Origin of the sequence: Amycolatopsis sp. NBC_01488, from assembly GCF_036227105.1 — a bacterium.
In the GTDB taxonomy this organism is placed as follows: Bacteria; Actinomycetota; Actinomycetes; order Mycobacteriales; family Pseudonocardiaceae; genus Amycolatopsis.
On the sequence record NZ_CP109434.1, the window covers coordinates 5,141,180 to 5,155,186 of the forward strand.

A 14,007-nucleotide genomic window follows, 5' to 3' on the forward strand; every position below is an offset into this window, starting at 1 on the left:
CGCGGGGACACTAGGCGATTCATTGGATTCCCTGTGCACGCCGGGGCCGGCGCTCCCGGCCGACCTAGGGTGACCGGCGTGGACGTCTCCGGCGGGCATGTCGCCTTCTTCGGTTTTCCGGGCTTCGGTCACCTCCGGCCGACGCTGCCCGTCGTGCGCGAGCTGCTTTCGCGCGGGCACGACGTGTCGTACGTCGTCGCCGAGCGCTTCGCCGGCGTGGTCGCCGAGACCGGCGCGAGAGTGCTGACCTACCCGTCGGCGTTCCCGGAGTCGATGCCGGACGTGCACACCGCCGACGACCTCGCCGAGGTCCTCGCGCACTACCTCGACGAGGCCTACGCGCCGCTCGCCACCGCGTGGCCGGCGTTCGCGGACCGCCCGGTGGACCTCGTGGTCCAGGACGTGCTGAGCACCGACGTCGGCGCGCTGGTCGCGCGGCGTGCCGGCTGTGGGGTCGTCCGGCTCTTCGCCGGCTTCGGCGGCAACGACGAGGTTCCGCTCAACGGCAGCGAAACCGAGCTGGCCGGCCCGCCGCTCGATCCGGCGCACCCCGCGCTGGCGGCGTGCGGCGAACGCGTCACCGCGCTGCTCGGGAAGTTCGGTTTGGACACTCCGCCGGACTTCCCGCCCGGGGGCGGCGAGGTCGTGGCGAACCTCGTGTTCGTGCCGCGCGCCTTCCAGCCCCGTGCCGAGTGCTTCGGCGACGAGTTCGTGTTCGTCGGCCCGACCGGTGACGACGGCGAAGCCGCCGAAGGCTGGGCGGCGCCGGGTGACGCGCCCGTGGTGCTCGTGTCGCTGGGCACCTCGTCCAACAGCAACCCGGGCTTCTTCACCGCCTGCGGGCGGGCGTTCGCCGGCACCGGCTGGCGGGTCGTGATGACCACCGCCGGGCACGTCGGCGACGACGTCGCGGCGGCCATGCCGGACAACGTCGAGCTGCACTCCTGGCTCGACCACCGCGCGGTCCTGCCGCACACCGACGTCGTCGTCTGCCAGGCGGGGACGGGGTCCCTGATGGACGCGTTCGGCCACGGCGTACCCGTGGTCGCCGTGCCGCAGCGGCCGGAGGCGCGGGTGACGGCGCAGAACGTCGAGCGGCTGGGCCTGGGCCGCGCGCTGCTCGACGACGTGACCGGCGACGACGTGCGCGACGCCGTCCTGGCCGTCGCCGCCGACGCGGCCGTGGCGGCCGAGGTCGCCCGGATGCGCGCGGCCATCAAGGCGTCCGGCGGCGCGAAACGGGCGGCGGACGTGCTCGAACGCGCCGTGCGGGCCGGCGACGGAGAACCGGCATGAGCGACGACGACAAGCTGCGCGGGTACCTCAAGAAGGTCACCGCGGACCTCTACCGGACGCGCGAGCGGCTGCGCGACGCGGAGGACCGCGAGCACGAGCCGATCGCGATCGTCGGGATGAGCTGCCGCTACCCCGGCGGTGTCCGCTCGCCGGAAGACCTCTGGGACGTCGTGGCTTCGGGCCGCGACGCGATCTCGGAGTTCCCCGTGAACCGCGGCTGGGACCTCGACGCGCTGTACGACCCCGACCCGGAACGCGCCGGCAAGTGCTACACCCGCCACGGCGGCTTCCTGCACGACGCGGACGAGTTCGACCCGGAGTTCTTCGGCATCTCGCCGCGCGAGGCGCAGACGATCGACCCACAGCAGCGGCTGCTGCTCGAAACGGCCTGGGAGGCGTTCGAGCGCGGCGGGATCGATCCGGCGTCGCTGCGCGGCAGCAGCACCGGCGTGTTCGCCGGGGTGATGTACAACGACTACGCCACGCGCCTGACCGACCTGCCCGCGAGCCTCGAAGGCTATGTGGGCAACGGGAGTGCCGCCAGCATCGCCTCCGGCCGGGTGGCCTACACCTTCGGGCTCGAGGGCCCGGCGGTCACGGTGGACACCGCGTGTTCGTCGTCGCTCGTGGCACTGCACTGGGCCGCGCAGGCGTTGCGCCGTGGTGACTGCTCGCTGGCCTTGGCCGGGGGCGTCGCCGTGATGTCGACGCCGGTGACGTTCATCGGGTTCAGCCGGCAGCGCGGCCTTTCGCCGGACGGCCGGTGCCGGTCGTACGCCGACGCCGCCGACGGTACCGGCTGGGGCGAGGGCGTCGGATTCCTGTTGCTGGAACGGCTTTCCGACGCGCGGCGCAACGGGCACCCGGTGCTCGCGGTGGTGCGCGGCTCGGCCGTCAACTCCGACGGCGCGAGCAGTGGCCTCACCGCGCCGAACGGCCCGTCGCAGCAGCGGGTCATCCGCGCCGCGCTGGCCGACGCGGGTCTGTCCGCCGCGGACGTCGACGTCGTCGAGGGCCACGGCACCGGGACCACGCTGGGCGACCCGATCGAGGCGCAGGCGCTGCTGGCGACCTACGGCCGCGAACGCGCGGGCGGGGCGCCGCTGTGGCTGGGTTCCGCGAAGTCGAACTTCGGGCACACGCAGGCCGCGGCCGGCGTCGGTGGCGTGATCAAGATGGTCATGGCGCTGCGCCACGAGCTGCTGCCGCGCACCCTGCACGCCGAGATTCCGTCGTCCAAAGTGGACTGGGAGGCCGGTGAGGTCGAACTGCTGCAGGAGGCGGTCGCGTGGCCTGCGGGTGAGCGGACGCGGCGGGCCGGGGTCTCGTCCTTCGGCGTGAGCGGCACCAACGCGCACACGATCATCGAGCAGGCCCCCGAACCCGAGCCCGTGGCCGAGGAGGCCGGGGCCCCGGGCCCGGTTCCGGTGGTCCTGTCGGCGAAGACGCCCGAGGCGCTGCGCGAACAGGCCGCCCGGCTGCGGTCGCGTGTGGACGGTCACCGGCCGGTCGACGTCGCGTATTCGCTGGCCACCACGCGATCCGCGTTCGAGCACCGCGCGGTCGTCGTCGCGGAGACCGCCGAGGAACTGCGGGACGGCCTGGCCGAGCCGGCGTCGATCGGCGAAACCATCCCCGGCAAGACGGCTTACGTGTTCCCGGGCCAGGGAGCGCAGCAGCCGGGCATGGGACGCGGGCTGTACGCCGCGTTCCCCGCCTTCGCGCGAGCCTTCGACGAGGTCTGCGCGGGCTTCCCCGGACTGCGGGAGCTGGTGTTCGGCGGCGGCGGGCTGGACCGCACCGAGGTGACCCAGCCCGCGCTGTTCGCCGTCGAGGTCGCGCTGTACCGGCTCCTGGAGTCGTGGGGCCTGACGCCGGACTTCGTCATGGGCCATTCGATCGGCGAGCTGGCCGCCGCGCACGTCGCCGGGGTGCTCGACCTGCCGGACGCGTGCCGCCTGGTCGCCGCGCGGGCGCGGCTCATGCAGTCGGTGTCCGCGGCCGGGGCGATGGCGTCGGTGCGGGCCACCGAGGACGAGGTGCGGCCGCTGCTGCGCGAGGGCGTGGCCATCGCGGCGGTCAACGGGCCCGAAGCCGTGGTCGTCTCCGGGGACGCCGACGCCGTCGAGGAGATCGCGGCGCGGTTCGCCGGGGCGAAGCGGCTGCGCGTCAGCCACGCGTTCCACTCCCCGCACATGGACGCGATCCTGGACGAGTTCCGTGCCGTCGCGGAGACGGTTTCCTTTGCGGCGCCGAGGATTCCGGTGGTGTCGAACGTGACCGGCGAACCCGCCGACGTTTCCTCGGCCGCGTACTGGACCGAGCACATCCGCGCCACCGTCCGGTTCCACGACGGCCTGCGCTGGCTCGCGGCGAACCGCGTGACGCGCTTCGTGACGCCCGGTCCCGGCGGCGTCGTCGCCGCGATGGCCGGCGACTGCGTGCCGGACGCCCTGGTCGTCCCGGTCCTGCGCCGGGACCGCGACGAGGTGCGCACCTTCACCGAAGCCGTCGGCAACCTCCACGTGGCCGGGTTCAGCCCGGACTGGCAAGCCGTCTTCGCCGGTCGTGGCGCGCGGACCGTGGACCTGCCGACCTACGCCTTCCAGCGCGAGCGCTACTGGCTGGACGGGCAGCGCGCCGTCAAGCCGGCCGGTGCGCTGTACCGCGTCGAGCAGGTCCCGGCGACCGCCACCGGCCCGGCGGTCGACTGGCGCGAGCTGGGCTCCGACGTGCCGCCGGTGGTCTTCTTCCGCTGCGAAGCCGAGGATGACGTCGTCGAGGCTGCGCACAGCATGGCGCGAGAAGCCTTGGCAGTGCTGCAGGCGTGGCTGGCCGACGACCGGTACGCGCGGTCGAAGCTGGTCTTCGTCACCCGGGGCCTGGCCGGCGCCGCGGTGCGGGGCCTGGTCCGTTCCGCGCAGGCCGAGCACCCCGGCCGGTTCGTCCTGGCGGACCTTGCCGACGACGCCGAGCTGCCCGCCGAGTTCGTCACGGAGGAACCGGAAGCCCGCTACGCCGCGGACGGGATCACCGTGCCCCGGCTCGTCGAGTCCACTTCGGACGAACCCCGCCGCCGTCTCGAAGGGACCGTGCTCGTCACCGGCGGGCCCGGTGCGCTCGGGAGCGAACTGGCCCGGCACCTGGTCCGCGTCCACGACGTGCGCCGGCTCGTCCTCGTGAGCCGGCGCGGCCCGGAAGCGCCGGGCGCGCGCGAGCTCCAGGTCGAACTGGCGGCGGAGGGCGCCGAAGTCGTTCTCGCCGCCTGCGACGTCGGCGACCGGGAAGCCCTGGCCGGGCTGCTCGGCGAGGTCGGCCCGCTCGCCGCGGTGGTGCACGCGGCCGGAGTGCTCGACGACGGCGTCGTCGCCTCGCTGACCCCCGAGCGGCTCGACGCCGTGCTGCGGCCCAAGCTCGACGCGGCCTGGCACCTGCACGAACTCACCGAAGGCCGGTCCGCGTTCGTCCTGTTCTCGTCCGCCGCCGGGGTGCTGGGTGGCGCAGGGCAGGGCAGCTACGCGGCGGCCAACACCTTCCTCGACGCGCTCGCCGCGCACCGGCGGGAGCTGGGCCTGCCCGCGGTGTCGCTGGCCTGGGGACCGTGGGTGCCCGAGGGCGGGATGACCGGGCAGGTGACCGACGCCGACCTCGCCCGCATGCGCCAAGGCGGTGTCCGGCCGCTGCCCGCCCGCGACGCGCTGCGCCTGTTCGACCGGGCGATCGCCGGAAGCGACGCCGTCGTGCTGCCGATCGACTTCGCCGTCGACGACCTGGACACCACCCGGCCGTTGCTCGGCGGGCTCGCCGGAGACCGGTCCGGGCCGGTCGCGCGGCTCGCCGGGGAAGCCGAGCGGCCGTCCGCGCCGGTCGGCCTGTCCGACTTGCCCGCGGCCCTCGACCTGGTCCGGGCCCAGGTGGCGGCGGTGCTCGGCCACCCCCCGGCGTCCGTGCGCGCGGACCGGCCCTTCGCCGACCTCGGGTTCGATTCGCTGACCGCGGTCGAGCTGCGCAACGCGCTGAGCCGCGAGACCGGCCTTACCTTGCCTTCGACTCTCGTCTTCGACCACCCGACGCCCCGTGCGCTCGCCGAGCACCTGCTCGGGGCGGCCGACCTCCGGCCCGTCGAGGTCGCCGTGCGCGCCGACGAGCCGATCGCGATCGTGGCGATGAGCTGCCGGTTCCCCGGCGGGGTCAGCACGCCCGAGCAGCTGTGGGAACTCCTCACGGCCGGGCGTGACGTCATCTCGCCGTTCCCCGCCGACCGCGGCTGGGACCTCGACACGCTCTACCACCCGGACCCCGACCACCCCGGCACCTGCTACACGCGGGAAGGCGGCTTCCTCGACGACGCGGCCGGGTTCGACCCGGAGTTCTTCGAGGTGTCGCCGCGTGAGGCCGTCGCGATGGACCCGCAGCAGCGGCTGCTGCTGGAGACCGCCTGGGAGGCCTTCGAACGCGCCGGGATCGACCCGGCGGCGCTGCGCGGCAGCCGCACCGGCGTCTTCGCCGGGACCAACGGCCAGGACTACTCGTCGCTGCTGCGGGACTCGGCGGACGACGTCGCCGGGCACCTCGGCACCGGCAACGCGGCGAGCGTGCTGTCCGGTCGCGTCTCCTACACCTTCGGGCTCGAAGGCCCGGCCGTCACCGTCGACACGGCGTGCTCGTCGTCGCTGGTGGCGCTGCACCTCGCGGCGCAGTCGCTGCGGTCCGGCGAGTGCTCGCTGGCGCTGGCCGGCGGCGTCACCGTGATGTCCACGCCCGCCGGGTTCGTGGAGTTCAGCCGCCAGCGCGGGCTCGCCGAAGACGGCCGCTGCAAGGCCTTCGGCGAAGCCGCCGACGGCACCGGCTGGTCGGAAGGCGCCGGAATCCTGTTGCTGGAACGGCTTTCCGACGCCCAGCGCAACGGCCGCCGGGTGCTGGCGGTGCTGCGCGGCTCGGCCGTCAACCAGGACGGGGCGAGCAACGGGCTGACCGCCCCGAACGGCCCTTCGCAGCAACGCGTCATCCTCGCCGCGCTCGCCGACGCCGGGCTCGCGCCGTCCGATGTGGACGCCGTGGAAGCGCACGGCACCGGCACCCGGCTCGGCGACCCGATCGAGGCCCAGGCGCTGCTCGCCACCTACGGGCAGGACCGCGAGCGTCCGTTGTGGCTCGGCGCGATCAAGTCGAACCTCGGCCACACCCAGGCCGCCGCCGGGGTCGCCGGGGTGCTCAAGATGGTCCTCGCGCTCGGGCACGAGGTGCTGCCGCGCACGCTGCACGCCGACGTCCCCTCGGAGCGGGTCGACTGGACCGCCGGGAACGTCCGGCTGCTGACCGAGCCGGTCGCGTGGCCCGCCGACGGACGGCCGCGCCGGGCCGCGGTGTCCGCGTTCGGCTTCAGCGGTACCAACGCGCACGCCGTGTTGGAACAGGCCCCCGCGGCCGAGCCGTCGACCGAGTCCACTGTGGACGCACTGCTGTGGCCGCTGTCCGGCCACACCGAGGCGGCGTTGGCCGCGCAGGCCGCCGCGCTGCTCCCGGTGGCCGGAACCGAGCAGGCCATCGGCTCCGCGCTGGCGGCCCGGACGGCGTTCGACCACCGGGCCGTCGTGCTCGCGCCCGACCGGGAGACCGCGGTGCGGAACCTGCGGCTGCTGGCCGAGGGCGGCGAAGGCCCGGGCGTCGTGCGTGGCCGCGTCGCCGACGAAGGCCGCTCGGCGTTCCTCTTCACCGGCCAAGGTGCCCAGCGCACGGGCATGGGACTGCCGCTGCGCGAGGAGTTCCCCGTATTCGCCGAAGCCTTCGACGCGGCCTGCGCGCGCTTCGACCTCCCGTTGCACGAGGTGATCGCCGAGGGCGGCGCGCAGCTCGACCAGACCCGCTTCACCCAGCCCGCGCTGTTCGCCGTCGAGGTCGCGCTGTTCCGCCTGCTGGAGTCGTGGGGCCTGACGCCGGACTTCGTCATGGGCCACTCGATCGGCGAGCTGGCGGCCGCCCACGTCGCGGGCGTGCTGACCCTGGACGACGCCTGCACGCTGGTCGCCGCGCGCGGCCGGCTCATGCAGGAGCTGCCCGCGACGGGCGCGATGGTGGCGCTGCGCGCGACCGAGGAGGAGGTCCGGCCGCTGCTCACCGCGTCGGCCGGGATCGCCGCCGTCAACGGTCCCGCGTCGGTCGTCGTGTCCGGTCTCGAAGACGACGTCCTCGGCATCGCCGCGCACTTCACGCAGCTCGGCCGCGAGACCAAGCGGCTGCGCACCAGCCACGCGTTCCACTCCCCGCTGATGGACCCGATGCTCGCGCGGTTCCGCGAGGTCGCCGCCGGACTGTCCTATCGGGACCCGCGGATCGGGCTGGTCTCGAACCTCACCGGCCGGCTCGCCACCGCCGCCGAGCTGCGCTCGCCCGAGCACTGGGTCCGGCACGTGCGGGACGCGGTCCGCTTCGCCGACGGCATCGATTGGCTGGCGTCCCGGGGTGTCACCCGGTTCGTCGAGATCGGGCCGGACGCCGTGCTCTCGGCGATGCTCGGCGAGTGCGTGGACGACGTCTTCGTGACCGCGACTCAACGACGCCGGCGGCCGGACGTCGAGACCGTGCTGACCGCGGTCGCGGAAGCCCACGTCCACGGCTTCTCCCCGGACTGGTCCGCGCTGGTCCCGGCGGGCGAGCGGGCCGAGCTGCCGACCTACGCCTTCCAGCGCCGCCGCTTCTGGCCCGGCACGTCGGCACGACGCGCCGGCGACGTGGCGACCGCCGGGCTGGCCGCCAGCCCCCACCCGTTCCTCGGCGCCACCGCCGAACTGGCCGGGTCCGCCGGTGTCCTCGGCACCGGCCGGATCTCATTGCGAACCCACCCCTGGCTCGCCGACCACGGCATCGGCGGCTCGGTGCTCTTTCCCGGGACGGCGTTCGTCGAACTCGCCGTCGACGCGGGCGACCGCGCCGCCCGCCCGCAGGTCGAGGAGCTGACCCTCGGGGCGCCGCTGGTGCTGCCCGCGACCGGCGGCGTCCGGCTCCAGGTCCTGACCGGCGCGCCGGACGAGTCCGGGGCGTGCACCCTGACCATCCACTCGCGCGCCGAGGACGCGGCGCCCGACAGCCCGTGGACGCTGCACGCGAGCGGCGTGCTGACGCCGGAAGTCCCGGCACCCGGCGACGACCTCGCCGAGTGGCCGCCTCCGGGCGCGGAAAGCCTTGGCACGGAAGGACTCTACGACCGGCTCGCGGCCGGCGGGTTCGGCTACGGGCCGGTCTTCCAGGGCCTGCGGCGCGCCTGGCGGCACGGCGAGGACGTCTACGCCGAGGTCGAGCTCCCCGAGACCGCCGCTGCCGCCGACGGTGCGTTCGGGCTGCACCCGGCGCTGCTCGACGCGGTCCTGCACGCGGCGGCGTTCCTGCCGTTCCCGCCCGCCCCGAACGGCAGGCTGCCGTTCTCCTGGCGCGGGGTGTCGCTGCACGCCGAAGGGGCGCGCGCCCTGCGGGTGCGGCTCACCCGCACGGGTGCCGAGTCCCTCTCCATCGCGATCGCCGACTCCGCCGGCCGGGCCGTGGCCACCGTGGATTCGCTGGCGTTGCGGGAGTTTTCGCCCGACCAGCTCGCGGCCCGGCCGGACGCGCTGTACCGGCTCACCTGGCCCGGCCACGACGGCGACCTCGCCGGTCCGTCGTGGACGGTCGCCGACTCGCTCGGCGACCTCACCGAGGTCCCGGACGTCGTCGTGATCCCGTTCGCGACGCGGCCGGTGCGGGAGGCGACGCACGACGCACTCGCGCTCGTTCAAGGCTGGCTCGCCGACGACCGGTTCGCCGCCGCGAAGCTCGCGCTGCTGACCTCCGGCGCGGTCGTCACCGAAGACGGCGACGGACCGGCCGATCCCGCGCTCGCCGCGGTCTGGGGCCTGGTGCGCTCGGCGCAGTCGGAACACCCCGGCCGCTTCGCGCTGGTCGACTCCGACGGCTCGGCGGACCTCGCCGACGCCTTGGCGGCGGGGGAGAACCAGGTCGCGGTCCGCGCGGGCGTGGTCCGGGTGGCGCGGCTGGCGAAGGAAACCGACGCGCTGACCGTCCCTTCCGGACCCTGGCGCGTCGACATCGCCGAGCGCGGCACCCTCGACGGGCTGACCGTGGTGCCCTGTCCCGAATTCGCCGGACCGGTCGCGCCGGGTGCGGTGCGGATTTCCGTGCGTGCCGCCGGCGTGAACTTCCGGGACGTGCTCAACACGCTCGGCATGTACCCCGGCCCGGCCACCGCGCCGGGGCTGGAGGGCGCCGGGGTCGTCACGGCCGTCGGCGACGGCGTCACCCGGTTCGCGCCGGGCGACCGCGTGCTGGGCATGTTCGGCGGCGCGTTCGGGCCGGTGGCGGAGGTCGACGAGCGGCTGCTCTGCCGGCTGCCCGCCGGGATGTCGTTCGCGCAGGGCGCTTCGGTGCCGGTGGTGTTCCTGACCGCGCTCTACGCGCTGACCGACCTCGCTGACCTGCGGCCGGGCGAGACCGTCCTGGTGCACGCGGCGGCGGGCGGCGTCGGCATGGCCGCGGTGCAGCTCGCGCGGCTGCTCGGCGCCGAGGTGTACGGCACCGCGAGCCCCGGCAAGTGGGCCACGCTGCGGGCGTCCGGCCTGGCGGACGACCACATCGCGTCGTCGCGGACCCTCGACTTCGAAGGGGAGTTCCTCGCGGCGACCGGCGGACGCGGCGTCGACGTCGTGCTCGACTCCCTCGCGGGTGACTTCGTGGACGCGTCCCTGCGGCTGCTGCCCCGCGGCGGTCGCTTCCTGGAGATGGGCAAGACCGACGTGCGCGATCCCGAACGCGTCGCGTTCGACCACCCGGGCGTCCGGTACCAGGCGTTCGACCTGGTCGAGGCCGGGTACGACCGGATCCGCGAGCTGTTCGACCGCCTCCTGGAGTGGTTCGAGGCCGGGGTGCTGACGCCGATCCCGGTCACCTCCTGGGACGTCCGGCGCGCACCCGCCGCGTTCCGGCACGTCAGCCAGGCGAAGCACGTCGGCAAGGTCGTGCTGACCGTGCCCGCGCCGCTCGACCCCGAGGGCACCGTCCTGATCACCGGCGGTACCGGCGGGCTCGGCCGCCTGCTGGCGCGGCACCTCGCGACGTCCGGCGTCCGGCACCTGCTGCTCGCGAGCCGTCGCGGACCGGCGGCCGACGGCGTCGAAGAGCTGCGGGCCGAGCTGTCCACCTGGGGAGCCGAGACTTCCGTGGTCGCCTGCGACGCGGCCGATCGGGACGCGCTGGGGAAGCTGCTGGCCGACGTCCCGGAGCAGCACCCGCTGACCGCGGTCGTCCACGCGGCCGGAGTGCTCGACGACGGGCTGGTCGGCGCGCTCACCCCGGACCGGCTCGACACCGTGCTGCGGCCGAAGGTTTCCGCGGCGGTGAACCTGGACGAGCTGACGCGCCACCTCGATCTGTCCGCGTTCGTCCTGTTCTCGTCGGCGGCGGGCGTGCTCGGCGCGCCCGGGCAGGCGAACTACGCCGCCGCGAACGCTTTCCTGGACGCGCTGGCCCGGCGCCGGAGGTCCGCGGGGCTGCCCGCGCTGGCGCTGGCCTGGGGCCCGTGGCGGCCGACCGGCGGCATGACGGCCGGGTTGTCCGACGCCGACGTGCGGCGGATGGCGCGGTCCGGGCTGCCGCCGTTGCCCGCGGACCAGGGGCTGGCGTTGTTCGACGCCGCGCTGGGCGCGCCCGACGCGGTGCTCGTACCGATGCTGGTCGATGCCCGCGTGCTGGGTGCGGGCGACGTCCCGGAGCAGCTGCGCGCGGTGGTCCGGACCGCCGTCCGGCGCCGCACGGCCACCGCACCGGCCGAGGCCGACCTGCGGCAGCGGCTGGCCGCGACGTCCGGCGAGGAGCGGCGGCAGGCGCTGCTGGAGCTGGTGTGCGCGCAGGTGGGCGCGGTGCTGGGCTACGGCGGCGCGGAGCCGGTGGATCCGTCGCGGGTGTTCAAGGAGCTGGGCTTCGACTCCCTGACCGCGGTGGAACTGCGCAACCGGCTCAGCGCGGCGAGCGGGATTCGCCTGCCGGCGACGCTGATCTTCGACTACCCGACCCCGGCGGCGCTCGCGGACCACGTGGGCGAGGAGCTGTTCCCCGAAGCCACCGAGGAGGACGTCGAGGAGGCGGAGATCCGTGCGGCGCTGGCGTCGATTCCGATCGCCCGGGTGCGCGAGGCGGGGTTGCTGGAGGCGCTGCTGAGGCTGAGCGGCCGTGCCCCGGCGCTCGTGACGGATTCCGAAGACGACGGCCTCGGCGAACTGGACGTCGACGATCTGGTGCGGATGGCGCTCGGTACCGACGAGGCGTGAAACGGAAGCGGCCGTCCTGGTGACCCCCCGACCGGGACACCAGGACGGCCGCCAGGTCCGTCGAAAGTGCTTTCAGGAAATGAAGAACCGGCGCCGCCCGGCGGCGGTCGTCTTCCGGGACGTGGCGCTGCGGACGAAGAACAGCAGGCCCACGACGATGGTGACGCCGCCGCCGATCACGCCGATGGTGTGCTGGCCCGCGTTGATGATGATCGCGATCCCGCCCGCGACCAGGATCAGCCCCATGACGAGGGAAACGAACGGGCGGCCGCCTTGTTCTTTGGCCATGGGAAACTCCTTGGAAACGGTGGACGACGAATTGCCTGTGCTCGATTCAAGCACACGGCGATCAGCGTTGTGAGTCCTCGAAAGTCGTCTTCCGACCATCGAAAGTTGACATTCCCGAGTTGCCGGTCGCGCTGGGTACTGGGAAGATCACCCCCGTCCGGGGGTTGCAACTTTGGTTGTGGTGACAAGCGACCTTGTGCAGTAGCCCGACAGCGGTGGCAGCCGGTTGACTGTCTTCAGGTACCCAGGAACGGATACGGAGCAGGCGCTTGATCACAGCACGAGATCTGACGAAGCGATACGGGGACACGACGGCCGTCAACGGCCTGTCGTTCGACATCAAGCCCGGCGTCGTGACCGGTTTCCTGGGGCCCAACGGGGCCGGCAAGTCGACCACGATGCGGATGATCCTCGGCCTGGACGCCCCCAGCGGCGGCTCGGTCACGGTGAACGGCAAGGCCTACCGCGACCTGCCCGCGCCGATGCGCGAGGTCGGCGCGTTGCTCGACGCGAAGGCCGTCCACGGCGCGCGCACGGCGTACCGGCACCTGCAGTGGGTGGCGCAGGCCGGCGGCATTCCACGCAAGCGGGTCGACGAGGTGCTCGACACCGTCGGCCTCACCGACGTCGCGGGCAAGAAGGTCGGCAACTTCTCGCTCGGCATGTACCAGCGGCTCGGCATCGCCACGGCCCTGCTGGGCGATCCGCCGACGCTGCTGTTCGACGAGCCGGTGAACGGCCTCGACCCCGAGGGCATCTACTGGATCCGGACGCTGATGCAGGACCTCGCCGCCGAGGGGCGGACGGTCTTCGTGTCCAGCCACCTGATGAACGAGATGGAAGAGACCGCCGCGCACGTCATCGTGATCGGCCGCGGCGAGCTCATCGCCGACATGCCGATCGCCGACTTCACCCAGCGCAGCGCGCGCAGCCACGTCCACGTGGTTTCGCCGAAGGCCGCCGAGCTCGCCGAAGCACTCGAACGGGCGGGCGGCAAGGTGACGAAGCTGGACGACGGCTCGCTCAACGTCGTCGGCCTGGACGCGCCGGAGATCGGCGACCTCGCACTGGAGCGCCGGCTCGGGCTGCACGAGCTGACGCCGGTCCGCGCCAGCCTCGAGGCCGCGTTCATGGACCTCACCAAGGACAGCGTGCAGTACCGGTCGCACAGCGGCGCACCGCCGGAGGAGCACAAGGTACTCGAGACGGTGCGGGCGCTCGCGTCGGAAGGGACTGAATAACGTGACCACCGCAACGGCCTCGCTGCCGGAGACGAAGACCTCGCCCGGCATCACCAACACGCTCGCCGCGGAATGGACCAAGATCAAGTCGGTCCGCTCGACCTGGCTCGTCGTCATCGCCGCGGCCGTCGTCAGCGTCGGGTTCTCGGTGCTGTTCAGCTTCCTGACCGAGCAGGACTACAAGAACCTGCCCGCCGGGCAGACGGCGGACTTCGACTCGGCCGGCACCGCCATGGTCGGGATGAACCTCGGCCTGATCCTCATCTCGGTGCTCGGGGTGCTCGCCGTGTCCGGTGAGTACTCGACCGGGATGATGCGCCTCACCCTGGCGATCACCCCGCACCGCGGCCGGGTCCTGATCGCCAAGGCCGTGGTCGTCGGGCTGCTGGCGTTCGTGCTCGGCACCCTGTTCGCGACGGCGGCGTTCTTCATCGGCCAGCTCGTGCTCGGCATCAACCCGGCCATCCCGACGCTGGGCCTCGGCGGCCCGGGCGTGCTGCGCAGCCTGCTCGGCTGGGGCGCGGAGTTCGCGGCGTTCGCGCTGCTGGCCCTGTCGTTCGGCGTGATGATGCGCAGCGCGGCGGGCGCGATCGCGACGGCGATCGGCTTCATCTTCGCCCCGGCGATCCTCGGTGCGCTGCTGCCGCAGTGGGTCCAGCGCGACATCCTGGCGTACTTCCCGGCGTCGGCGGCGGAGCAGCTGAGCACGGCCCAGCTGAAGACGGACTCGGTGACGTACCTGGGCCCGCTGACCGGCGGCGGCACGCTGCTGACGTGGGTCGCGGTGGCGCTGGTGGTGGCGTTCTCGCTGATGGGCAAGCGCGACTCGGGCTGAGCGGTCTACCACGGCCGGTCGTGAGTGAGAAACA

At 73.8% G+C, this 14,007-nt stretch carries 4 protein-coding genes and 1 pseudogene; 4 read left to right on the forward strand and 1 reads right to left on the reverse strand.

The genetic code is table 11. The annotated features are described in order from the left end of the window. The first annotated feature begins 78 nt into the window (after positions 1-78). Together OG738_RS24925 and OG738_RS24930 are read left to right on the forward strand one after the other, a co-directional pair. Positions 79-1,296: a macrolide family glycosyltransferase gene (locus OG738_RS24925; protein WP_329044473.1), complete on the forward strand. Its 1,218-nt coding sequence runs from the start codon at positions 79-81 to the stop codon at positions 1,294-1,296. Next, a pseudogene (locus tag OG738_RS24930) lies at positions 1,293-11,609 on the forward strand (SDR family NAD(P)-dependent oxidoreductase); the annotation flags it as partial. The gene OG738_RS24925 and the pseudogene OG738_RS24930, both read left to right, overlap by 4 nt. A gap of 72 nt (positions 11,610-11,681) precedes the next feature. On the opposite strand, the gene OG738_RS24935 reads toward OG738_RS24930, so the two are convergent. Further along, positions 11,682-11,897: a hypothetical protein gene (locus tag OG738_RS24935; protein ID WP_329044477.1), complete on the reverse strand. Its 216-nt coding sequence runs from the start codon at positions 11,895-11,897 to the stop codon at positions 11,682-11,684. Positions 11,898-12,166: 269 nt separating this feature from the next. Here OG738_RS24935 and OG738_RS24940 point away from each other — a divergent pair, with 269 nt between their 5' ends. Further along, positions 12,167-13,138: an ABC transporter ATP-binding protein gene (locus OG738_RS24940; protein ID WP_329044478.1), complete on the forward strand. Its 972-nt coding sequence runs from the start codon at positions 12,167-12,169 to the stop codon at positions 13,136-13,138. A gap of 1 nt (position 13,139) precedes the next feature. After that, a complete protein-coding gene (locus OG738_RS24945) occupies positions 13,140-13,973 on the forward strand; it encodes an ABC transporter permease subunit (protein WP_329044480.1) in 834 nt (277 codons plus the stop codon). The last annotated feature ends 34 nt before the right edge of the window (positions 13,974-14,007 follow it).

What these genes read in the sequence shown, in the direction of transcription:
- OG738_RS24935 (WP_329044477.1), bottom strand. Translation starts at nt 11,897, where the DNA reads ATGGCCAAAGAACAAGGCGGCCGCCCGTTCGTTTCCCTCGTCATGGGG.